The 22,510-nt window shown below is 67.2% G+C and carries 23 protein-coding genes and 1 pseudogene; 4 read left to right on the forward strand and 20 right to left on the reverse strand.

From position 1 onward, the window contains the following. The 5 genes from QOC76_RS30200 to mihF form a co-directional block, all read right to left on the reverse strand. Window positions 1-458: S-adenosylmethionine synthetase N-terminal domain-containing protein (locus QOC76_RS30200; RefSeq protein ID WP_526363522.1), on the reverse strand; the 458-nt coding region annotated here is incomplete at its 3' end. 130 nt (window positions 459-588) lie between these two features. Next, window positions 589-1,830, reverse strand: coding sequence for a bifunctional phosphopantothenoylcysteine decarboxylase/phosphopantothenate--cysteine ligase CoaBC (gene coaBC, locus QOC76_RS30205; protein ID WP_526363524.1), 1,242 nt, complete (start codon window positions 1,828-1,830; stop codon window positions 589-591). 14 nt (window positions 1,831-1,844) lie between these two features. Then, on the reverse strand, window positions 1,845-2,159 hold the full coding sequence (gene rpoZ, locus QOC76_RS30210; protein WP_526363526.1) for a DNA-directed RNA polymerase subunit omega: 315 nt from the start codon (window positions 2,157-2,159) through the stop codon (window positions 1,845-1,847). Window positions 2,160-2,233: 74 nt separating this feature from the next. After that, entirely contained in the window at window positions 2,234-2,821 is a 588-nt protein-coding gene (gmk, locus tag QOC76_RS30215) for a guanylate kinase (protein WP_526363528.1), read from the reverse strand. 9 nt (window positions 2,822-2,830) lie between these two features. Then, window positions 2,831-3,148 (reverse strand): integration host factor, actinobacterial type, encoded by a 318-nt coding sequence (gene mihF / locus QOC76_RS30220; protein ID WP_085086895.1) that lies wholly within the window; start codon window positions 3,146-3,148, stop codon window positions 2,831-2,833. An 855-nt stretch (window positions 3,149-4,003) separates the two neighbouring features. Here mihF and QOC76_RS30225 point away from each other — a divergent pair. Next, the gene (locus QOC76_RS30225) at window positions 4,004-4,342 is read left to right on the forward strand and encodes a hypothetical protein (RefSeq protein ID WP_526363530.1); all 339 of its coding nucleotides are present in this window, start codon (window positions 4,004-4,006) and stop codon (window positions 4,340-4,342) included. 118 nt (window positions 4,343-4,460) lie between these two features. Here the strand turns inward: QOC76_RS30225 and pyrF are convergent, their stop codons facing one another. The 7 genes from pyrF to pyrR form a co-directional block, all read right to left on the reverse strand. Beyond that, window positions 4,461-5,273 (reverse strand): orotidine-5'-phosphate decarboxylase, encoded by an 813-nt coding sequence (gene pyrF / locus QOC76_RS30230; RefSeq protein WP_526363532.1) that lies wholly within the window; start codon window positions 5,271-5,273, stop codon window positions 4,461-4,463. Between the two features lie 2 nt (window positions 5,274-5,275). Beyond that, on the reverse strand, window positions 5,276-8,614 hold the full coding sequence (gene carB, locus QOC76_RS30235) for a carbamoyl-phosphate synthase large subunit (protein WP_526363534.1): 3,339 nt from the start codon (window positions 8,612-8,614) through the stop codon (window positions 5,276-5,278). Window positions 8,615-8,891: 277 nt separating this feature from the next. Further along, window positions 8,892-10,067: a glutamine-hydrolyzing carbamoyl-phosphate synthase small subunit gene (gene carA, locus QOC76_RS30240; protein ID WP_526363536.1), complete on the reverse strand. Its 1,176-nt coding sequence runs from the start codon at window positions 10,065-10,067 to the stop codon at window positions 8,892-8,894. Beyond that, window positions 10,064-10,567, reverse strand: coding sequence for a PH-like domain-containing protein (locus QOC76_RS30245; protein ID WP_526363538.1), 504 nt, complete (start codon window positions 10,565-10,567; stop codon window positions 10,064-10,066). The genes carA and QOC76_RS30245 overlap by 4 nt, the downstream gene beginning before the upstream one ends. Continuing rightward, a complete protein-coding gene (locus QOC76_RS30250) occupies window positions 10,564-11,856 on the reverse strand; it encodes a dihydroorotase (RefSeq protein ID WP_526363540.1) in 1,293 nt (430 codons plus the stop codon). The genes QOC76_RS30245 and QOC76_RS30250 overlap by 4 nt, the downstream gene beginning before the upstream one ends. Further along, the gene (locus QOC76_RS30255; protein ID WP_526363541.1) at window positions 11,853-12,806 is read right to left on the reverse strand and encodes an aspartate carbamoyltransferase catalytic subunit; all 954 of its coding nucleotides are present in this window, start codon (window positions 12,804-12,806) and stop codon (window positions 11,853-11,855) included. The genes QOC76_RS30250 and QOC76_RS30255 overlap by 4 nt, the downstream gene beginning before the upstream one ends. Then, the gene (pyrR, locus tag QOC76_RS30260) at window positions 12,803-13,384 is read right to left on the reverse strand and encodes a bifunctional pyr operon transcriptional regulator/uracil phosphoribosyltransferase PyrR (protein ID WP_526363543.1); all 582 of its coding nucleotides are present in this window, start codon (window positions 13,382-13,384) and stop codon (window positions 12,803-12,805) included. Before pyrR ends, QOC76_RS30255 begins: the two co-directional genes overlap by 4 nt. Before the next feature lie 127 nt (window positions 13,385-13,511). On the opposite strand from pyrR, the gene QOC76_RS30265 reads away from it, so the two are divergent. Then, on the forward strand, window positions 13,512-14,717 hold the full coding sequence (locus tag QOC76_RS30265) for a serine hydrolase domain-containing protein (protein ID WP_526363545.1): 1,206 nt from the start codon (window positions 13,512-13,514) through the stop codon (window positions 14,715-14,717). 86 nt (window positions 14,718-14,803) lie between these two features. Further along, window positions 14,804-16,015, forward strand: coding sequence for an FAD-dependent oxidoreductase (locus QOC76_RS30270; RefSeq protein ID WP_526363547.1), 1,212 nt, complete (start codon window positions 14,804-14,806; stop codon window positions 16,013-16,015). 93 nt (window positions 16,016-16,108) lie between these two features. On the opposite strand, the gene nusB is transcribed toward QOC76_RS30270, so the two are convergent. From nusB to QOC76_RS30285, 3 genes are read right to left on the reverse strand one after another with little or no spacing between them, the layout of a single operon-like run. Then, window positions 16,109-16,588 carry a transcription antitermination factor NusB gene (gene nusB / locus QOC76_RS30275; RefSeq protein ID WP_526363548.1) on the reverse strand — a complete coding sequence of 160 codons (480 nt, stop codon included), beginning with the start codon at window positions 16,586-16,588 and terminating at the stop codon, window positions 16,109-16,111. Beyond that, the gene (efp, locus tag QOC76_RS30280; RefSeq protein ID WP_526363550.1) at window positions 16,585-17,145 is read right to left on the reverse strand and encodes an elongation factor P; all 561 of its coding nucleotides are present in this window, start codon (window positions 17,143-17,145) and stop codon (window positions 16,585-16,587) included. The genes nusB and efp overlap by 4 nt, the downstream gene beginning before the upstream one ends. A gap of 20 nt (window positions 17,146-17,165) precedes the next feature. Beyond that, window positions 17,166-18,281: a M24 family metallopeptidase gene (locus tag QOC76_RS30285; RefSeq protein WP_526363552.1), complete on the reverse strand. Its 1,116-nt coding sequence runs from the start codon at window positions 18,279-18,281 to the stop codon at window positions 17,166-17,168. Between the two features lie 33 nt (window positions 18,282-18,314). Between QOC76_RS30285 and QOC76_RS30290 the strand changes: the two genes are divergently transcribed. Continuing rightward, complete coding sequence (locus tag QOC76_RS30290; protein ID WP_526363554.1) at window positions 18,315-18,875, forward strand: B-4DMT family transporter; 561 nt, start codon at window positions 18,315-18,317, stop codon at window positions 18,873-18,875. A gap of 43 nt (window positions 18,876-18,918) precedes the next feature. Here the strand turns inward: QOC76_RS30290 and aroQ are convergent, their stop codons facing one another. The 5 genes and pseudogenes from aroQ to QOC76_RS30315 form a co-directional block, all read right to left on the reverse strand. After that, window positions 18,919-19,350 carry a type II 3-dehydroquinate dehydratase gene (aroQ, locus tag QOC76_RS30295; RefSeq protein ID WP_526363556.1) on the reverse strand — a complete coding sequence of 144 codons (432 nt, stop codon included), beginning with the start codon at window positions 19,348-19,350 and terminating at the stop codon, window positions 18,919-18,921. After that, window positions 19,347-20,435, reverse strand: a complete 1,089-nt coding sequence (gene aroB, locus QOC76_RS30300) for a 3-dehydroquinate synthase (RefSeq protein WP_526363558.1) — start codon at window positions 20,433-20,435, stop codon at window positions 19,347-19,349. The genes aroQ and aroB overlap by 4 nt, the downstream gene beginning before the upstream one ends. A gap of 133 nt (window positions 20,436-20,568) precedes the next feature. After that, window positions 20,569-21,090: pseudogene (locus tag QOC76_RS30305) on the reverse strand (shikimate kinase); the annotation flags it as partial. Then, on the reverse strand, window positions 21,090-22,325 hold the full coding sequence (aroC, locus tag QOC76_RS30310) for a chorismate synthase (RefSeq protein ID WP_526363560.1): 1,236 nt from the start codon (window positions 22,323-22,325) through the stop codon (window positions 21,090-21,092). The gene aroC and the pseudogene QOC76_RS30305, both read right to left, overlap by 1 nt. A gap of 11 nt (window positions 22,326-22,336) precedes the next feature. After that, complete coding sequence (locus tag QOC76_RS30315; protein ID WP_526363562.1) at window positions 22,337-22,441, reverse strand: hypothetical protein; 105 nt, start codon at window positions 22,439-22,441, stop codon at window positions 22,337-22,339. Window positions 22,442-22,510 lie beyond the last annotated feature (69 nt).

Here is a 22,510-nt window from a genome sequence, read left to right on the forward strand (position 1 = left end):
ATCGGCAGCGGCATCAGCTCGGGAGTGTCCTGGATGGCGTAGCCGAACATCAGGCCCTGGTCGCCTGCGCCCTGGGCGTCCAACGGGTCACCTGCGCCCTCGACGCGGGCCTCATGGGCCGTATCGACGCCCTGGGCGATATCGGGCGACTGCGCGCCGATGCCGATATTCACGCCCGCGGTGGCGCCGTCGAAACCCTTGTCCGAGGAGTCGTAGCCGATCTCGAGGATGCGCGCGCGCACCGTATTGGTGATGTCGGCGAACGCTTCCTTCGCGGTCGTAGTGACTTCGCCGACGACGTGCACCTGGCCGGTGGTGACCAGCGTTTCGACTGCGACCCGCGACTTGGGGTCGTCGGCCAGCAGCGCGTCGAGCACCGAGTCGCTGATCGCGTCGCAGATCTTGTCGGGGTGCCCTTCGGTCACCGACTCACTGGTGAACAGCCGACCTTCACTCACGGCGTCATTCCTCTCGCTGCAGCTTTCCCATAAGAAACTTAGTTGATCAAATTATATGTGCGCCCTGTTGCACCCAAGCGTGCGCCCCCATGGCACGCAACCGTTAAGCGCAAGCCGAGTGTGCCTCTGCTCACCCGCCGCCGTTATGCAGGAACGCGACAATCGCGTCCACGATACGGCTGGCCATCAGAGTTTTCGAACCGTGCTCCAGCGCCACCTCGGTGCCGTCCGATGCGAGCAACCATCCATCGTTGCTGTCTACCTCGAAAGCGCGATTCTCGCCGACGGCGTTGACGACGAGCAAATCGCAGCCTTTGCGCGCCAGCTTGGCGCGGGCGTGAAACAGTACGTCGCCGTTCGCGTCGCCGGTCTCGGCGGCGAATCCGACGATCGCGCGCATGTTGGGCAGCTGGCCGTCGGTTCGCGCCCGCACCGCGCCGGCCAGCACGTCGTCTGTGCGGGTGAGTTCGATCGCGCTGGGCTCGGACGCGCCCTTCTTGATCTTGTTGGTCTCGAAGTGCGCGGGCCGGAAGTCGGCGACGGCGGCGGCCATCACGAGAACGTGCGCGTCGGGTGCGTGCTTGGACACCGCGTCCTTGAGTTGAGCCGCCGACCCGATGTGGACCACGTCGACACCCGCCGGCTCGATGAGCCCGGCGGTGTTGCCAGCGATCAGCGTGACTTCGGCGCCGCGCTGCGCCGCGACGCGGGCCATCGCGTAGCCCTGCTTTCCCGAGGACCGGTTGCCGATGAAACGCACGGGGTCGAGCGGTTCGCGGGTCCCGCCCGCCGAGACGAGCACCTTGACGCCTGCGAGGTCGTAGGGCAGCGAGTCGGCGCGCTCAAGAAGCAGCTGGGCCAGCGTGGTGATCTCTTCGGCCTCGGGCAGCCGACCGGCGCCGCTGTCGGCGCCGGTGAGCCGGCCGGACGCGGGCTCGACCACGACGGCTCCGCGGCGGCGCAGCGTCGCCACGTTATCGATGGTGGCCGGGTGAAACCACATCTCGGTGTGCATCGCGGGTGCGTACAACACCGGACATCGGGCAGTCAGCAGAGTGGCGGTCAGCAGATCGTCGGCCCGGCCCGCAACGGCTCGGGCGAGCAGGTCGGCGGTGGCGGGCGCGACGACGACGAGGTCCGCTTCCTGCCCGATCCGGACGTGCGGGACCTCGTGGACGTCATCCCAGACGCCTGTGTGCACGGGATGACCGGAGAGCGCCTCGAAGGTTGCCGCGCCGACGAACCGCAGCGCGGACTCGGTCGGAATGACGCGGACGAAGTGGCCGGCCTCGGTGAGCTGGCGGACCACCGTGCACGCCTTGTAGGCGGCGATGCCGCCTGATACGCCGACGATGATCCGCTTGCGGTCCACCTTCGAACGCCTGGCTACTCGCCCTCGGTGTGCTCGAGCAGGTCCTCGTGGATCTCGCGCAGCGCGATCGACAGCGGCTTCTCCTGCAGGCCGGGCTCGACCAGCGGGCCGACATACTCGAGGATGCCGTCGCCGAGCTGGTTGTAGTAGTCGTTGATCTGCCGTGCGCGCTTGGCGGCGTAGATCACCAGCGCGTACTTGCTCGACGCGCGATCGAGCAGGTCATCGATGGGCGGGTTGGTGATGCCCAGCGGTGTGTCGTAGCCGCTGTGGGCCGTATGGAGGTCCTCGACGGCGGCCAACGGCGCGTCGGCGTGCGGGGTGCTCACTAAAAAATTCTCCTGGCGTTTGGTGAAGTGCTCACGTGCTTGCGGGCCGCATCGCGCCGTTGCCGGCGCCTGGTTTATCTGGGGTCCACCAGCAAGGATACCAATTCCGCGCAGGCAGCCTCCAATTGACTGTTCACGACGACGCGGTCGAAGTGCTCCTTGGCGGCCAGTTCGGCGCGTGCCGTGGCCAGCCTGCGGTCCATGACTTCGCGGGTTTCGGTGCCCCGGCCGGTGAGTCGGCTCTGCAGCACCTCCCAACTGGGCGGCGCGAGGAACACCGTGAGGGCCTCGGGCATCGCGTGCTTGACGGCCCGCGCACCGGCGAGATCGACTTCGATGAGCACCGGACGACCAGCAGAGGTCGCGTCTCGGATCGGTTGGGCGGGTGTCCCTGACCGGTGCAGCCCGCCATGGATCTCGGCCCACTCGAGCAGCGCGCCGTCATCGATCAACTGCTGGAACCGCTCGGACGTGACAAACGAGTAGTCGACACCGTCGACCTCACCAGGGCGCGGGTCCCTGGTGGTCACGGAAACGCTGAAATGCAGATCGGGAATCCGTTCGCGCAGGCACCCCACGATCGTCGATTTCCCGACGGCAGACGGACCGGACAGCACCACGACCGGGGCCTTGTGCGTGTCCGGTCCTCCGCCTTCGCTCACCGACCTCCCTTACGAGAAGTCGAACTTTTCCAGCAGCGCCTTCCGCTGACGATCACCCAGGCCACGCAGCCTGCGGGTCGGGGCGATCTCGAGCTCGGTCATGATTTCCTGCGCCTTGACCTTGCCAACCTTCGGCAGGGCCTCCAGAAGCGCAGAAACCTTCATCTTGCCCAAGACCTCGTCGCTCTCGGCATCCTTCAGCACTTGCTTGAGGTTGGTGCCGCCGCGCTTGAGCCGATCCTTGAGTTCGGCACGTGCTCGACGTGCGGCAGCAGCCTTCTCCAACGCTGCCGCGCGCTGTTCGTCGGTCAACTGGGGAAGGGCCACGGGTTCCTCCGTCTCGTCACCATCATTGTTTCCTGTCTTGACTGGTCACAACACCAGCCAGCAGCGACGACCGTACCCACGCAACCTGACGAAAGCGAACCCCACCCCCGGGTTCTGCCGTCAAAAGCCCAGCATGTCCGCCGCCGCCATCAGCGGCCGCCGAAACGGGTGGGAGCACAGTGATTGCCGGGATTCACGCAGAAATGCCTGCATACGCCGGGTTTTTAGGCCACTTCCGGGTGAAAACACGCCCGCCGGACGGCTGGCCGAGGGCTCAGCGTGTCCTGTGAACCTTCAAAAAAAGAAAATTTTGCCTGGTCACCGAGTTTCGGGCGTGTCGGGACGGGTTTGCGTCGGTGTCCGGGCACCTGAGCGGGCCGACAACGACATTGCGTAGTAGGACGGTTTTCGGCCTGGCTCCATGCGGTGTTCCAGGGCTTCCGGGGGTAGGTGCGGTCGTCGCGCTGCTACTCGGCGCCTGACGACGAGCGTCACCGGTCAGGCAAGGGGCATGTGCCTACGGCGCACGCATGCCGAGCGAGCACGGAGCGTCGGGTCGGGTGAATCGGCATCGAAGTGACCAATGATGGCCGACGTTCATTTGGCTGCCAGCGGTCTCGCGCTTCTCGCTGTGGTCGCCTCGGCGTCCCCGGCTTCCGTGTCGCGCAAATCACACCCGGGCCGCGGACACGGCGGAACTGCATCGTAATCTCGTTGACCAGGAGCGGTTTTCGAACCGTTATCGGCTCCACAGCGCGCGCCTAATCGCCGCACAGTCGATGCCCAACTCACCTACCTAGCGTCGTGCAGGTGAGGCGAACACGCGCCCACAGACGACAACTGGAGTGAAAACAGATGACCTTCAAACGGGCCGCTTACGCATCCACGCTCGCCGCAGGAGTAGGTCTCGCCGGGCTATTCGGCGTCGGACTCGGCACCGCGTCGGCGCAGCCGGGTCAGCCCTGCAACGCACCGGGCGCGCCTGCCTGCCAGGACCAGCATTGGAACGACAACCGCCCCGGCGACCACAACGACCGCGGGCCGGCGCCGGTGGACTGGCAGCACCGCGGTATCGACCAGGCGCGAGGCGACCACCAGCCGTTCAACTGGAACGGCCAGCAGGTCACCCCCATGCGCGCAGGAAACGGCCCAGGCTGGGGCTTCTGGTTCCTCGGTACCTGGATTCCGCTGTAAGGCAGCAAAAAACGGCGAGGTCGGCGGGACACGGTGTGGTGTCCCGCCGCCCCCGTATCAGCGTTTGATCTCCACCAGCACGACCCAGGCGTTTGCCACGGGTTACGGTTCGTCTCCATCACAGCAGGTATGCGACTGCATCGCGATACCTCTCTGCTGCGTCGCGCAGCTTCCCGACGTCGGGACCGGCGCGCAGCACCTCCCGCGACACCGCGGGCAGCAGCTGACCGGGCTGTGCGCCCGCAAATCCGGCCAGGGCGTCTGGCTTTCCGCCCTGCGCACCGACACCGGGGACGAGCACCGGTCCGTTGAGTCGACTCACATCGGGCGGGTCGCTGAGGGTGGCTCCGACCACCACACCGACCGAGCCGGGCACGTCGTCGCGGTTGCGCCCGGCGGCGGCGTCGATCACTGCCTGGGCGACGGTGATGTCGCCCTGCGTTGCGTTCTGCACGGACGCACCCTCGGGATTGGATGTCGCGGCCAGCACGAAGACACCTCTGCCGTTCGAGGCGGCCAGATCGAGTAGCGGGTCGAGGGAACCGAACCCGAGATACGGCGACGCGGTGACGGCGTCGGCGGCCAAGGGCGAATGGCCCGCCCACGCCTCGGCGTAAGCGGCCATGGTCGAGCCGATGTCGCCGCGCTTCGCGTCGGCCAGCACGAGGACGCCTTCGGCGCGCAACGCGGCGATCGTGCGCTCCAGCACCGCGAAACCGGCGGATCCATGGGCTTCGAAGAACGCCACCTGCGGCTTCACGATCGCGAAGCCGGAGAAGGCCGCAACGCAGGCGTCACTGAATCGGCTGAGACCGTTGCTGTCGACCGTCAGACCCCATGCGCGAAGAAGCTCTGGATGCGGATCGATGCCGGGGCACAGCGGGCCTCTGGACGCGACGGCGCCGGACAGCCGCGCGCCGAATCGGCCCACCGCTATCGCTCCAGCGCGCTGTGCAGCTCCTGCAGTGACATGACGCCGATGTCGCCGCGAATACCGGACTCGATGCCCTGCACGGCAGCCGAGGCGCCCTGCACCGTCGTCACGCATGGAATGTTCATCGCCACTGCCGCCGAACGGATCTCGTAGCCGTCGATGCGCGGTCCGGAGTTGCCGTAGGGCGTGTTGATCACCATGTCGACGTCGCCGGCCTTGATGGCATCGACCGCGGACACAGCAGGCCTGCCGTCACCGGGTGCTTCGAAGTGCTTACGAACCTCGTCGCACGGGATCCCGTTGCGCCTCAGCATCTCAGCGGTCCCGCCGGTTGCCAGCACGCGGAATCCGAGGTCGGCGAGCCGCTTGACGGGAAACACCAGCGAACGCTTGTCCCGGTTGGCGACCGACACGAACACGGTGCCCTGCACGGGCAGCGAACCGTAGGCGGCGGTCTGGCTCTTGGCGAAGGCGCTGCCGAAGTCGCGGTCGATCCCCATCACTTCGCCGGTCGACTTCATCTCGGGCCCGAGTAGCGAATCGATGTTGGAGCCATCGGCCCTGCGGAAGCGGTGGAACGGAAGCACGGCCTCCTTCACCGCCACCGGGGCGTTGCGCGGTGTGGTTGCGCCGTCGCCGTTCGAGACGAGGATGCCCTCTTCCCGCAATTGGGCGATGCTGGCGCCCAACATGATTCGGGCGCACGCCTTGGCAAGCGGCACAGCGGTGGCCTTCGAGACGAACGGCACGGTGCGACTGGCCCGCGGATTGGCCTCCAGCACGTAGAGGACGTCGTCCTTCAATGCGTACTGCACGTTGAGCAGGCCGACGACGCCGATGCCGTGGGCGATGGCCTCGGTGGCCTTTCGCACCGACTCGATATCGCTGCGGCCCAACGTGACAGGCGGCAGCGCGCACGCCGAGTCGCCGGAGTGAATACCGGCTTCCTCGATGTGCTCCATGACCCCGCCGATGTACACCTCGGTGCCGTCGCACAGCGCGTCGACGTCGATCTCGATGGCATCCTCGAGGAACCGGTCGACGAGCACAGGATGCTCGGGCGAGAGTTCGGTGGCGCGGGTGATGTAGCCCTGCAGGGTCTCCTCGTCGTACACGATCTCCATGCCCCGCCCGCCCAGCACGTACGACGGCCGCACCAGCACCGGATAGCCGATGTCGGCGGCGATGCGGCGAGCCTGCTCGAAGCTGGTGGCGGTGCCGAACCGTGGTGCGGGCAGCCCGGCGGTGTTGAGCACCTCGCCGAAAGCGCCGCGGTCCTCCGCGAGGTCGATGGCCTTCGGGCTGGTGCCGACGATCGGCACGCCGGCCTTCTCCAACCTTTCGGCCAAGCCGAGCGGGGTCTGCCCACCGAGCTGCACGATGACGCCGACGACACCGGGACCGCCTGCGCCAGAAGCAGATTCGGCGTAGTACACCTCCAGGACGTCCTCGAAGGTCAGCGGTTCGAAATACAACCGGTCAGCGGTGTCGTAGTCCGTCGACACCGTCTCCGGGTTGCAGTTGACCATCACGGTCTCGAATCCGGCCTCCGATAGCGTTGTCGCGGCGTGCACACAGCTGTAGTCGAATTCGATGCCCTGGCCGATGCGATTCGGTCCGGATCCCAGGATGAGCACCTTCGGTTTCTCGGCCTGCGGGGCCACCTCGGTCTCGGCTGCCGGGTCGAGTTCGTAGCTGCTGTAGTGGTACGGCGTCTTGGCCTCGAACTCGGCTGCGCAGGTGTCGACGGTCTTGTACACCGGGTGGATGCCGAGCCGTTGGCGCAGTGCCCGGACACCGACCTCGCCTGCGAGTTCCGGTCGCAGGGCCGCGATTTGACGATCGGACAGGCCGCTGTGCTTGCCGCGCCTCAGCAGCTCTTCGTCGAGCACCGGGGCGTCGAGCAGTTCGGCGCGCAGCGACACCAGACCGTAGATCTGATCGACGAACCAGGGGTCGACACCGGAGGCGGCCGCGACCTCCTCCACGCTCGCGCCGAGCCGCAATGCGTACTCGATGTCGTACAGGCGACCGTCGGTCGGGGTCTTCAGCTGGTCCAGCAGCTGCTGCACGGTCACGTCGGGATCGGGGCCGGTCCAGAAGCCCGCACGGCCCGTCTCCAGCGACCGCATCACCTTGCCGAGCGCCTCGATGAAGTTGCGGCCCAGCGACATCGCCTCGCCGACGGACTTCATCGTCGTGGTCAGCGTCGGGTCGGCGCCGGGGAACTTCTCGAACGCGAACCGTGGCGCCTTGACCACGACGTAGTCGAGCGTCGGCTCGAAGCAGGCCGGGGTTTCCTTGGTGATGTCGTTGATGATCTCGTCGAGCGTGTAGCCGATCGCCAGCTTGGCCGCGATCTTGGCGATCGGGAACCCGGTCGCCTTGGATGCCAGCGCCGATGACCGTGACACCCGCGGGTTCATCTCGATCACGACCAGCCTGCCGTCGGCGGGGTCGACCGCGAATTGGATGTTGCAGCCACCGGTGTCGACGCCCACCTCGCGCAGGACGGCGATGCCGAGGTCACGCATCCGCTGGTATTCACGGTCGGTGAGCGTCATGGCGGGAGCCACCGTGACCGAGTCGCCGGTGTGCACGCCCATCGGGTCGAAGTTCTCGATCGAGCACACCACCACGACGTTGTCGTGGCTGTCGCGCATGAGCTCGAGCTCGAATTCCTTCCAGCCGTAGATCGATTCCTCGATCAGCACGTTCGCCGATGGCGATGCGGCGAGGCCGTCACCCGCCATCCGGTCGACGTCTTCGGCGGAGTACGCCATGCCCGAGCCGAGGCCGCCCATGGTGAACGACGGGCGGACCACAACCGGTAGGCCGAGTTCTTCGACGGTCTCGCGCACCTCGTCCATCGTGAAACAGACCCTCGAGCGCGCCGATTCGCCGCCGACCTTGGCGACGATGTCCTTGAACCGCTGCCGGTCCTCACCGCGCTGGATCGCTTCGAAGTCGGCGCCGATCAGTTCGACGCCGTAACGGTCGAGCACGCCGTTCTCGTACAGCGCGACCGCGGTGTTCAATGCGGTCTGGCCGCCGAGAGTCGCCAGCAGTGCATCGATCTTGTTGCCGCGCTCGGCCTGCTGTGCGATGACCCGCTCGACGAAGGCCGGGGTGATCGGCTCGATGTAGGTGTGGTCGGCGTATTCGGGATCGGTCATGATCGTCGCCGGGTTGGAGTTGACCAGGCTGACCTGCAGACCCTCGGCGCGAAGCACGCGGCAGGCCTGCGTGCCGGAATAGTCGAACTCGCAGGCCTGTCCGATGATGATCGGCCCGGAGCCGATCACCAGGATGTGGTTGAGATCAGTCCGCCTCGGCACTACGCGGCCCGCCCTTCACCGCGAGCGTGCGCGTCTGCACACGACACGCCGACGAATTTCAAGCCTTTGCGCACGCTCGCGCCCAAGTGAGCGTGCGCGAAAAACCCGTGGTTCGGCGACTGTGCGGTTACTGACGCGACATGCCGGGTGACGGTATGAATTGGCACAGTCGTGTTGAGTGTCCACGTACGACGAGCGTGCGCGTTTGCAGAAATAACGCGGCGTGGCGTGGCGCAGACACGCACCGTCGCGGTGAGTGGTGAAATGACTGGCATCGCTAGCTTTCCTCCGACATCAGGTCGATGAACTGGTCGAAGAGGTAGTTGGCGTCGTGCGGTCCTGCCGCCGCCTCGGGGTGATACTGCACCGAGAACGCGCGTCCGTCGACGAGCCTGATGCCCTCGACTACCCCGTCGTTGGCGCAGGTATGGCTCACTTCTGCGGCGCCGAACGGCGTGTCGAACTTCTCCCCCGCTTCGCCCTCGAGCGCGAACCCGTGATTCTGCGCGGTGACAGCGACCCGGCCGGTGATGTGGTCGATGACCGGAACGTTGATGCCGCGATGACCGAACACCATCTTGTAGGTCGGACGGCCGAGTGCGCGCCCGAGAATCTGGTTGCCGAAACAGATGCCGAACAACGGGATTCCGGCGCCCAGCACCTCGCGGGTGACACCGACGACGTGGTCGGCGGTCGCGGGGTCTCCCGGCCCGTTGGACAGGAACACACCGTCGGGCTTGAGGTCGGCGATCTGCTCGAAGGTCGTTGAGGACGGCAGCACATGGCTGCGGATGCCGCGCCGGGCGAAGTTTCGCGGCGTGTTGGTTTTGATGCCGAGATCGATCGCGGCGACGGTGAACCGCTGCGGCCCGTCGGTTTCGACGACGTAACCGCCGTCGGTGCTGACTTGGCCCGCCAGGTCGGCGCCGAGCATCGACGGCTGGCTGCGGACCCGATCCAGCAGCTCGTCCATGGACGCGTCACCCGAGCCTGATGTCGCCGCCAATGCGGGCCCGGAGAACACCCCGGCCTTCATCGAACCGAAGCTGCGCAGGTGCCGGACCACCGCGCGGGTATCGATGCCCGCGATGCCGACGATGCCCTGCCTGACGAGTTCGTCGTCGAGGGTTCCGGTGGCCCGCCAGCTGGAAGCGCGGGGCGACGGGTCCCGTACCGCGTAGCCGGCGACCCAGATCTTGTCGCCGCGGCTCTCCGCGTCCTCGTGGTTCCAGCCGGTGTTGCCGATCTGCGGCGCGGTGGCGATGACGATCTGGCGGTGATAGCTGGGGTCGGTCAGCGTCTCCTGGTAGCCCGACATACCGGTGGAGAACACCGCCTCGCCGAGCGTCTGGCCCAGCGCCCCAAACGATGTGCCGGTGAAGATCCTGCCGTCGTCGAGGACCAACAGTGCCTTCTGCTCCTGCCGACCAGCGCTCGTCGGCGCTCGACTCATGCCGCCTCCTCCCCCAGCCATTGGGCGTACTGCGTGCGGTCGTTGCCGCGGAACCCGGTGTCGATCTCCGTGCCCGACGGTAGCCGCCACCTGATGGCCAGGATGCCGTGGTGGGTGAGGGCCTTGCCCGCGATGCCGCGCTCGGCGCGGATGGCGGTGATCGACTCGTCGGGTATCCAGATCGGACGACCGCCGCTGCGCTGCAGCATGATGCCCTCGGGATAGCGGGTCAGCACGGCTTTCGTGCGGTAACCGAGGTCGCCGACCGCGATGCGATCCTGCCAGCTCGGCGCGAGCGTGCTGCCGACATAGAGGCCCTTGGTCGCCGGGACGATCGCCGGTCCGACCGTGTCCGGCATCGCAGGCAGCGCCCCGATCAGCTCGACCTGGCGCTCGGCTCGGTGCCGCCACCCGCGCATCATGGCCTGGACGGCGAACCCGATCGCCACCGCGAGCACGGCGGCGACGATCAGCGAACCAACGAGCGTGCCGGTACTCATGCTGGCGATTTTCCATCTCGCGCGGTGACCTTGCCACGCAGGAGCGTCAACGTCACCGAGCCGGGCAGCGTCATCGTTTCGTATGGGGTGTTGTCCGATCGGCTGGCCAACTCCTTGCCGGCGACGGTCCACGTCGCATCGGGGTCCACGACGGTGAGGTTGGCGGGCTCGCCGACCTCGAGCGGCCTGCCGTGGTCGGGCAACCCGACGATGCGGGCCGGGTTCTCGCTCATCACCCGGGCGACGTCGCGCCAGGTGAAAAGCCCGGGTTGCACCATCGTCTCGACGACTACCGACAGCGCCGTCTGCAGGCCCAGCATGCCGGGCCGGGCATTGGCGAACTCGCACATCTTCTCGTGCTCGGCGTGCGGTGCGTGGTCGGTGGCCACGCAGTCAATGACGCCGTCGACGAGCGCCTGCCGTAGAGCCTCGGCGTCGCTGGACTCGCGCAGCGGCGGGTTGACGCGGTTGCGCCCGTCGTAGGTGGCCAGCCGGTTGTCGTCGAGCAACAGATGGTGGGGCGTCACCTCGGCGGTGATCGAGATGCCTTGCTCCTTGGCCCATCTGATGATCTCGACGGTGCCCGCAGTCGAAGCGTGACAGATGTGCACCCGAGCCCCGGCATCGCGCGCGAGCAGCGCGTCGCGCGCCACGATCGACTCCTCGGCGGCGCGCGGCCAGCCGGCCAGGCCGAGACGGGCGGCGTTCGGGCCTTCGTGGGCTACGGCGCCGACGGTGAGCCGCGGCTCCTCGGCGTGCTGGGCGATCAGCACACCCAGACCCGTGGCGTACTCGAGGGCACGTCGCATCACCAGCGGATCGTGGACGCAGATGCCGTCGTCGGAGAACATCCGGACCTGTCCCGCACCGGCGGCCATTAATCCCATTTCGGTCAACTGCGCTCCGGCCAGGCCCATGGTGACCGCACCGACCGGATGCACATCGACGAGCCCGACCTGCTGGCCGCGATACCAGACGTGGTCGGTCACCACGGGGCTATCGGCCACCGGGTTGGTGTTCGCCATTGCGAAGACCGCGGTGTAACCACCCAGAGCGGCTGCCGCCGAGCCGGTCTCGATGTCTTCGGCGTACTCACGTCCCGGCTCGCGCAGGTGCGTGTGCAGATCGACCAAGCCGGGCAGCAGGATCTGGCCGGTGGCGTCGACGACGTCGGCATCGTCGGGGATCGACAGGTCCGCGCCGATGCCGACGATCTGGCCGTCGTCGACCAGGACGTCGGCCCGATCGCCCTCGCCGTAGAGCTGTACACCGCGAATGAGAACGCTCATGCGCTGATCGCCTCCACATCGGCGCCGACCATCAGGTGGAACAGCACCGCCATCCTGATATGCACGCCGTTGGAAACCTGTTGCAGCACAGCCGATTGCGTGGAATCAGCCACCGACGACGAGATTTCCATGCCGCGCAGCATGGGTCCGGGATGCAGCACCACCGCGTTGCCCGGCAGCATCGCCTGCCGTTTCTCCGACAGCCCGTAGAGCGTCGAGTACTCCCGCGCGGACGGGAAGAACCCGCCCGTCATCCGCTCGGCCTGCACCCGCAGCATCAGTACCGCGTCGGCGAGCGGCAACTCGGCGTCGAGGTCGTGCGACACGGTCACGGGCCAGCCGGACACCCCGACGGGCAGGAGGGTCGGCGGCGCCACCAGGACCACCTCGGCGCCGAGGGTGTGCAGCAGTAGGACGTTGGACCGGGCCACTCGGCTGTGCAGGACGTCGCCGACGATGACGACCCGCTTGCCCTCGATGCCGCCGAGCCGTTGGCGGACGGTGAGCGCGTCGAGCAGCGCCTGCGTCGGATGCTCGTGGGTGCCGTCGCCCGCATTGATCACCGACGGGCCACCGTCTTCGGTGGCCGTCCACTCGGCCAGTTGCTGCGCAGCCCCCGACGCGGGGTGGCGGATGATCAGGGCGTCGGCCCCGGCCGCGCGCAACGTCAGCGCCGTATCGCGAAGCGACTCCCCCTTGGCCACCGACGAGCCGGACGAGCTGACGTTGATGACGTCGGCACTCATCCACTTGCCCGCCACCTCGAACGACACCCGGGTGCGGGTCGAGTTCTCGTAGAACATCGTGATCACGGTGCGTCCGCGCAGGGTCGGCAGCTTCTTGACTTCGCGGCCGAGCAGCGAATCGCGGAATCGGTCGGCGTCGTCGAGGATCGCGGTGGCCTCGTCGCGCGTCAGGTCGGCTGCAGACAACAGGTGCCGTGGGCTCATCGGACGGGACCTCCGTAAGATGCGATCCGCACGCCGTCATGCCCGTCGTGCTCCGTCAGCCGCACTTTGATGTTGTCGCTGCGCGAGGTCGGCACGTTCTTGCCGACGTAATCGGCACGCAGCGGCAACTCCCGGTGGCCACGATCGACGAAGACGGCGAGCTGCACCGCGCGCGGGCGTCCGACATCGCGGAGCGCATCGAGCGCCGCGCGCACTGTGCGGCCGGAATACAAAACGTCGTCGACCAGGACCACCACCGTGTCGTCGATGCCCTCGTCGGGTATGGACGTGTCTTCCAGTGGCCGCGGCGGTTTGATGTTGAGGTCGTCGCGGTAGAGCGTGATGTCGAGTCCGCCGTGCGGGACGTCGACGCCGGCGAACTCACGGATCTTGTCGGCCAGCCTGGCCGCCAGCGCGACGCCGCGAGTCGGTATCCCGAGAAGGACGACGCGCGGAGCATCGGGACCGTCAAGCTCGGTCTTCTCGATGATCTCGTGGGCGATGCGGGAAATGGTCCGGCTGACATCCGCCGCGGTCATCAGTTCCCGGTCGGTGTCAGCAGAGTCGGTAGCGCCCAAGTGCCCCTGACCTCCTTCTCCGCCTCTCTGGACGGATCGTTAAAGGACGTCGAACTGCCGGGCAGCTTAGCACCTGTGAACGGAGCGGCAGTCAGCGACACCGACGGCCCGCAGTAACCTGGCGCCGGTGAATCTCGACAGCAACCGTGCATCCATAAACGAGGCGATCGATGCGGGCCTGCTCGCCGGGGCGGTCACGATGATATGGCAGGCCGGCGAGGTACTGCAGGTAGGCGAGCTCGGCTACCGCGACGTCGAGGCTCGCCTGCCGATGCAGCGCGACACCATGTTCCGTATCGCCTCGATGACGAAGCCGGTCACAGTAGCCGCGGCGATGACGCTTGTCGACGAAGGCAGGCTGGCCGTGACCGATCCTGTGACGAAGTGGCTGCCGGAATTGTCGGAGCTACGCGTGATGACGGATGTCCACGGCTCGCTGGACGACACCGTTCCCGCCGAGCGGCCGATCACGATCGACGATCTGATGACCCATCGGAGCGGTTTCGCGTATGTGTTCTCGGTACGCGGTGCGCTCGCGCGCGCGTACGGAAAGCTGTCGCATCGCCAGGACCAGGACGGCTGGCTGGCGGATCTGGCCAGACTTCCACTGGCCCATCAGCCGGGCGCCCGGTTGACCTACAGCGTCTCGACCGATGTGCTCGGCGTCGCGTTGTCTCGGATCGAAGGCAAACCGCTGGCCGACGTGTTGTCCGAGCGCATCCTCGGTCCGGTCGGCATGCCCGACACCGGATTCAGCGTCGGCCCGAAGGGCCGGCAGCGTGCGGCGACGATGTATCAACTGGGCGCAGACGACACACTGCACCATGACTCGATGGGTCCCGCACCGATCACGGATCCGCCGTTGTGCAGCGGCGGGGCCGGCCTGTGGTCGACGGCCGACGACTACCTGCGGTTCGTGCGGATGCTTCTCGGCTTCGGGACGCTCAACGGGACTCGGGTGTTGTCCGAAGAGTCCGTGCGATTGATGCGCACGGACCGGCTGACCGAGGAGCAGAGGCGGTTTCCCTTTCTGGGGATGCCCTATTGGATCGGTCGCGGGTTCGGCTTGAACTTGTCGGTCGTCACCGATCCGGCGAAGTCGCGGCAGTTGTTCGGCCCCGGCGGCAAGGGCAGCTTCACGTGGCCGGGTGCATACGGCACATGGTGGCTGGCCGATCCGTCGGCGGAGCTCATCCTGATCTACTTGATTCAGAACCAGCCGGACATGTCGGCTGATGCCGGGTCGGCGGTCGCCGGTAACACGTCGCTCGCCAAATTGCAGGGCGTGCAACCGAAATTCGTGCGCCGCACATACCAGGCGCTCGGTATCTGATTTGTAGCGCGCTACTCCACCTTTGCCGCAGCGACCCACACCAACACGTGACCTGTGACGCGCGACGCGACCCCTACTCTGGTGCCGTGGCACAACCGACAGTGGTGATCAGCGGCGCAGGTATCGCCGGACCCGCACTGGCCCGATGGCTCACCAAGAACGGCTACCGCGTGATCGTCGTCGAGGTCGCGCACGGCATTCGTCCCGGCGGCCAAACCGTCGACCTACGCGGCGCCGGTGGCGAGGTCGTCGAGCGCATGGGCCTCACGCCGGAGATGCGACACCGCGCCCTCGAACAGCACGGCGTTGCCTGGGTGGCGTCCGACGGCAGCCGCCGCGCCGAGATGCCGGTCACCGCCTTCGACGGCAACGGGCTGGTGTCCAAGCTGGAGATCCTTCGCGGCGACCTCGTCGACGTGCTGTACCAGGCCACGAAGGACTCCGTCGAATATCGCTTCAACACACGTATTTCGGCGCTCGAGCGAGACGACGACGGCGTCGACGTCACCCTCGCGGACGGCACTTCGCTGCGCGCCGATCTCGTAGTCGGCGCCGACGGCCCGCATTCCGCCGTGCGCGGCTTGGCGTTCGGGCCTGAGGACCAGTTCGTCGAGCCGCTCGGCGGTTACAACGCATGGTTCACCGCGCCCGACCACGTCGGGTTGGCCGGCTGGTACCTCATGTACCTGGCGCCGGGCGGTCTCAACGCATCCATGCGGCCCACCCATGACCCCGCAACGGCCAAGGCAGGTCTGGCTTTTGCCTCGGAGCCGATCGTCTACGACCGTCATGATCTCGACGAGCAACGTCAGCTCCTCGTCGAACGGTTCGCCGGCGCCGGGTGGCAGTGCGATGCCCTGCTTGCCGCCGCACAGCAGGCCGACGACTTCTACTTCGACTCTTTCCTTCAGGTGAAGATGCCGACCTGGACATCGGGCCGCGTCACCCTCGTCGGCGATGCCGGGTACTGCGCCTCACCGCTCAGCGGCATGGGCACCAGCCTGGCACTGGTCGGCGCATACCTCCTGGCCGGTGAACTCGGGCCAGCGGAATCGTCTGACGCGCAGCGGATTCAAGAAGCGTTACAGCGGTATGACAGCAAGATGCGCCCCTACGTCGACAAGTGCCAGGACATCCCCAACCGCGTCGACCGCTACGCACCCGACTCGCCCTCGGATATCGCGACGAACATCGCGGTGATGAAGTGGATGCAGCGCTGGCCGTTCCGGCCGATTGCAAGCAGAATCTGGTTCACCGCCGCAGATTCGATCGACCTGCCGACCTACCAGACGGTGTGAACTACACACCTTGGCGACGTTTTGGGGGCCGTGGCACGGCGCCCAGCCTGTGGTGCGGCCACCCGGCAAGAGTAGAAGACGCGGCCGATCTGGTCAGGGATTGTCTGAACCGCCCCGAATGGCAGCCGAGGCCGCCCGAATCTGCGGCGTCACCAACATCACCTGGCCCAGCACGCCGTTGACGAACCCGGGCGATTCGTCGGTGGACAGATGCTTGGCCAGTTCGACGGCCTCGTCGACGGCCACCGGTTCGGGCACATCCTCGGCGTGCAGCAGTTCCCAGACCGCGACCCGCAGGATCGCCCGATCGACGGCGGGCAGGCGGTCAAGCGTCCAGCCCTGCAGGTGCGCCGAGATGAGATCGTCGATGTGCGCGGAATGCTGCGTGACACCCTGAGCCACCGTCACCGTGTACGGGTTCAGCGCCGCCACGTCGGATTGGTTCTGCGCCAACGACTCCCGCGCTTGCGCGGCCTCTGCGGGCGTGATGCTGCGGGCCTCCGCCTCGAAGAGCAGGTCCACCGCCCGCTTACGGGCCTGGTGCCTACCCCTGTCGCGCTTGGGTCTGGTCAATTCACCCGGCCCAGGTAACTGCCGTCGCGCGAGTCGACCTTGAGCTTGTCACCGGTGTTGATGAACAGCGGCACCTGAATCTCGGCCCCGGTCTCCACAGTCGCCGGCTTCGTGCCCGCACTGGACCGGTCGCCCTGCAGGCCGGGGTCGGTGTGGGTGACCTCGAGTTCGACGGTCACCGGCAACTCGATGTAGAGCGCCGTCCCGTTGTGGAACGCCACCTGCACCGGCAGGCTCTCGAGCAGGAAGCGCGCGTCGTCACCGACCAACGACTCCGGCAGATGGTGTTGCTCGTAGTCCCGGCTGTCCATGAACACGAATTCCGAGCCGTCGCGGTAGAGGTATGTGGTGTCGCGGCGGTCCACCGTCGCCGTTTCGACCTTGACCCCCGCGTTGAACGTCTTGTCGACGACCTTGCCCGACAGCACGTTCTTCAGCTTGGTGCGCACGAACGCGGGGCCCTTGCCCGGTTTGACGTGTTGGAACTCGACGATGGACCACAGCTGGCCATCAATGTTCAGAACGACACCGTTCTTGAAGTCGGCGGTCGATGCCACGCGGTACTACTCCTCGTCTCTCAATCGAGAATGGCCAGTTCCCTGGGGAACTGGGTAAGCACGTCTGATGTCTGATGTCGCAGGCCAAGCGGCTCCCCGGCCGCCTCGCATACGACCAGGGTGTCCTCGATGCGGACACCGCCGCGATCGGGCAAGTAGACACCGGGTTCCACGGTCACCGTGGAGCCAGCAAGCAGTGTACCGGCGGCCGAGGCGTTGATTCCCGGTGCTTCGTGGATTTCGAGGCCGACGCCGTGCCCGAGACCATGGGTGAAGTTCTCGGCATATCCCGCGTCGGCGATCACCTGCCGCGACGCGCGGTCCACGTCGCGCAGCGCCACACCCGGCCGCACCGCTTCCCGTCCGGCCCGCTGGGCGTCGGCGACCAGGTCATAGAGGTCGAGCTGCCATTGCGCGGCGGGCTCAAGCACGAAGGTGCGCGTCATATCCGAGTGGTATCCGCACACCAGCGCGCCGAAGTCGATCTTGACGAAATCACCCGCCGCGAGGACCGCATCGGTCGGCCTGTGGTGCGGGATCGCCGAGTTCGCACCGGCCGCAACGATCGTCTCGAATGACACCCCGTCTGCGCCGTGATCCAGCATCAACGATTCCAGGTCGCGGCCCACCTCGCGCTCGGTGCGGCCGGCGCGCAGCCCTCCCCGTCCGACGAGATCGGCAAGCGCGGCATCGGCCGCCTCGCAGGCCAGCCGCAACAGCGCGATCTCGCCTGCGTCCTTTATCTCCCGCAGCGCCTCGACCGTGCCCGGTGCACGGACCAACTCCGTGTCGCGGGCTTGCTTCGTCAGCGCGTCGAACCCTTCGACCGTGACGACGTGACTCTCGAAGCCCAACCGGCGCACCCCGTCCGCCGCAGCCCGTCCGGCCAGATACGGCCCGCATGCACGCTCGATCACGATTTCGGCGTCCGGCGCCTGCTGGCTCGCCTGGGTGCGATAGCGCCCATCGGTGGCCAACACCGGAGTGTCGTCGTCCGCGCGAATAAGCAACGCCACGTTGGAACCGGTGAAACCGGACAGGTAACGCACGTTGACCAGGCGCGTTACCAGCATCGCGGCCAGTCCGTCGGACTCAAGCCGCTTCCTTAACCGGTCTCGGCGCTGCGATATAGTCACAGGTCTTGACGCTACTCGCTAAGGTGATGCCCCATGAGTAAGTGGTTGCTGCGCGGACTGGTGTTCGCGGCCCTGATGGTTTTCATCCGACTGGTGCAGGGCGCGGCGATCAACGCCTGGGAGACCAAGGCGGGACTGATCAGCATCACCCTCGTCGTCATTTTCACGATCATCGTGTTCGTCTGGGGTTTCCTCGACGGCCGCTCGGACGCACGGGCCAACCCCGATCCCGACCGTCGCCAAGACCTGGCGATGACGTGGCTGCTGGCCGGCCTGTTCGCGGGACTCGTCAGCGGCGCGGTCGCGTGGCTGATCTCGCTGTTCTACAAGGGCCTCTATGTGGGTGGGCTGATCAACGAGCTCACCACCTTCGCAGCGTTCACCGCACTGCTGACCTTCCTCGCGGCGATCGCCGGCGTCGCGATCGGCCATTGGGTCGTCGACCGGCACGCCGAAGACGAACCGCGTCAGCGGCATGGCTCCGGCGCCGGCGATGACGAGCGCGCGGACACCGACGTGTTCGCCGCCGTGCGGCATCCGGACGCGCCCGCCGACGAGACGCCGACCGAGCAGCATCGCCAGGAACAGACCTAAGCCCACACGTCACACCGCGGCCGCGCCCGAAAGGCGTGGAGCGCTAGTCGCGCGAGGCGAGGTAGCGCAGCGCGAGCAGGTAGCCTTGCGCGCCGAGTCCGACGATGACGCCGGTGGCGATCGCGCTGAGGTACGAGTGGTGCCTGAACTCTTCTCTCGCATGCACATTGGAGATGTGCACTTCGATCAGCGGGGCGCGCAGTTCGGCGCACGCATCCCTCAAGGCGATCGAGGTGTGCGTCAGCGCGCCTGCGTTCAAAACGACCGGCTCGCCGGCGTCGGCGGCAAGGTGGATCCAGTTCAACAGTTCGGCTTCGCTGTCCGATTGCCGCACAACCGCTTTGAGCCCGAGCTCGGCGGCCTCACGCTCGATCATCGCGACGAGATCGTCGTGCGTCGTGCTGCCGTAGACCTGCGTCTCACGCCGGCCTAGTCGGCCCAGGTTCGGGCCGTTGATGACATTCACCGTCGTCATGCCTGTGCCACCTCCGCGTACGCCGCCGCGAGCAATGAAGGATCCGGACCTTCCAGCCGTCCCGGCTTCGCCAGCCCGTCGAGGACGACGAAGCGCAATATTCCCGAGCGAGTCTTCTTGTCACCGGCCATGTATTCGATCAACTGTGGCAGCGCGTCGGCGTCATAGTTGACCGGAAGGCCGAGCGACTTCAACACGGCGCGGTGCCGCTCGGCGGTGTCGTCGTCGAGTCGACCGGCCAGCCTGCCCAGTTCAGCGGCGAACACCAAGCCCACCGACACGGCGGCGCCGTGGCGCCACTGGTAGCGCTCGCGGCGCTCGATGGCGTGGGCCAAAGTGTGGCCGTAGTTCAGGATCTCGCGCAACTGCGATTCCTTCTCGTCGGCGGCGACCACTTCCGCCTTGACCGTCACGGCGCGGCGGATCAGTTCCGGCAGGACCTGACCCGTCGGATCCAGTGCGGCCTCGGGATCGGCTTCGATGAGATCGAGGATCACCGGGTCGGCGATGAAACCTGCCTTCACGATCTCCGCCATGCCTGCGACGATCTCGTTGCGCGGCAACGTCTCCAATGTCGCCAGGTCGACGAGCACCGCGGCGGGCTGGTGGAATGCCCCGACGAGGTTCTTCCCCGCATCGGTGTTGATGCCGGTTTTCCCGCCGACCGCGGCGTCCACCATGCCGAGCAACGTCGTCGGCACATGCACGATATCGATTCCACGCAGCCAGGTGGCGGCGGCGAATCCCGCGACATCGGTCGCCGCTCCCCCGCCGAGGCTGACGACGGCATCCTTGCGGCCGACGCCGATGCGGCCGAGCACTTCCCAGATGAAGCCCAGAACGGGCAGTTCCTTGCCCGCTTCGGCGTCGGGGATCTCGACGCGATGTGCGTCGACTCCCTTGTCGGACAGATGGTTACGGATCGCCTCTGCCGTCTGCGCCAGCGTCGGCTGGTGCAGAATCGCGACCTTGTGCCTGCCTTCGAGGACGCCGCCCAACTCCCCCATCAAGCCGGTACCGATGACCACCGGATACGGCGGGTCGGTTTTCACCTCGACGGTGACGGGCGCGGTCAGGTCAGTCATGGCGGGCCTCGGCGCGGCGCGCCAACTCGGCCGGACTGGCGGGCGTGGTGGCCTCCGATGCGCTCGGCGTCAGCGATACCGGGGTGCGACGCCACGACGGACGGCGGCGCCGTCGCGGCTTGGTTTTGGGCGGCGCGTCGTCCGCTTGCGGATTCTCCAGTCGTGACGCGATGTAGCGCACCACTGCGCCGGGATTGCGTCGGTTGGTGTTGACGCGGATCGTCGCCGATTTGCGGTACAGCGGAACACGCTGGGACATCAATGCACGAAACTTCTCTGCCCGATCGTCACCGGCCAGCAACGGCCGCACGGTGGTACCGCCTGTGCGGCGAACCCCTTCGGCCGCGCTGATCTCGAGGTAGACCACGGTGTGACCGGAAAGCGCCTCGCGCACACCGGGACTGGTGATGGCGCCGCCGCCCAGCGAAAGCACGCCTTCGTGTGATCCCAGTGCCTCGCGGACGACTTCTTCCTCGATGCGCCGGAACTCTTGTTCGCCGTCGTTGGCGAAGATGTCGGGAATGGCGCGGCCGGTCGTCTGCTCGATCGCCGCGTCGGTGTCCAATAATTCGACGCCGAGCGACTTGGCCAACCGGCGACCGATCGTGGACTTGCCCGAACCGGGCAGCCCGATCAGTACCGCCTTGGGTGCCATCAGCCCGACGCCTGAGAGCGTTGAGCAGGTTCGCGCGGCGCATCCTGCTGTCCTGCTCCTCGCGAGCGCACGGAGCGCAGATACGTTTCGAGGTTGGCTCGGGTCTCGGCCAGCGAGTCGCCACCGAACTTCTCCAGCGCCGCGCGGGCAAGCACCAGCGCCACCATGGTCTCGACCACGACGCCGGCGGCAGGCACGGCACACACGTCGGAGCGCTGGTGAATCGCGACGGCCTCGTCGCCCGTGGCCATGTCGACGGTGGACAGGGCCCGCGGCACCGTCGAGATCGGCTTCATCGCGGCCCGCACCCGCAAGGCCTGGCCGTTGGTCATGCCGCCCTCCAGACCGCCCGCACGGTTCGTCGAGCGCATCACACCGCCCGGCCCCGGATACATCTCGTCGTGAGCGACGCTGCCGCGGCGACGCGCGGTTTCGAAGCCGTCGCCGATCTCCACACCCTTGATCGCCTGAATACCCATGACCGCGCCGGCCAACTGGCTGTCGAGGCGGTTGTCACCGCTGGTGAAAGAGCCGAGCCCGATCGGCAGGCCGTTCGCGACGACCTCGACCACGCCGCCCAGCGTGTCGCCGTCCGCCTTGGCGGCTTCGATCTCGGCGATCATCCTGGCCTCGGCGTCCTTGTCGAATGCGCGCACCGGGCTTGCGTCGATGGCGGCCAGGTCGGCGGCCTGCGGGGGCGGGCCGTCGTAGGGGGCGGACGCGCCGATGGAGATGACGTGTGAAAGCACCTCGACGCCGAGCGCCTGCCGAAGGAATGCCCGAGCGATGGTGCCCGCTGCGACGCGGGCCGCCGTTTCGCGGGCACTGGCGCGCTCCAGCACCGGGCGGGCGTCGTCGAAGCCGTACTTGAGCATGCCTGCGTAGTCGGCGTGGCCGGGCCGCGGGCGGGTGAGCGGCTCGTTGCGGGCGATGTCCTTCAGCTCCGCGGGGTCCACGGGATCGGCGGACATCACGGTTTCCCACTTCGGCCATTCGGTGTTGCCGATTTCGATGGCCACCGGCGAACCGAGCGTGCGTCCGTGGCGCACCCCACCGACCAGCGTGAGCTCGTCGACCTCGAACCGCTGGCGTGGACCGCGCCCGTAGCCGAGCCGGCGGCGGGCCATCTCGGCTTGGATGTCCTCGACCGTGATCTCGAGCCCGGCGGGCAGTCCCTCGAGGATGACGACGAGCGCCTGTCCGTGGGACTCGCCGGCCGTGAGGAAGCGCAACATCGCGCGTGAGGCTACTGGTGGCCGAGCTGGCGAAGGGCCGCCGCGCGCATCACGGCCGGGTCAGGCCGCACGCCGAGCCACAGCTCCTGCTGCAACGCCGCCTGGTGCACGAGCATGCCGAGCCCGTCGACGGTGCGGGCTCCGACGTGCGCCGCGGCGCGGAGCAGCGGTGTCTCGAGAGGGTG

The sequence above is a fragment of the Mycobacterium sp. genome (genome assembly GCF_032159565.1).
Classification (GTDB): domain Bacteria; phylum Actinomycetota; class Actinomycetes; order Mycobacteriales; family Mycobacteriaceae; genus Mycobacterium.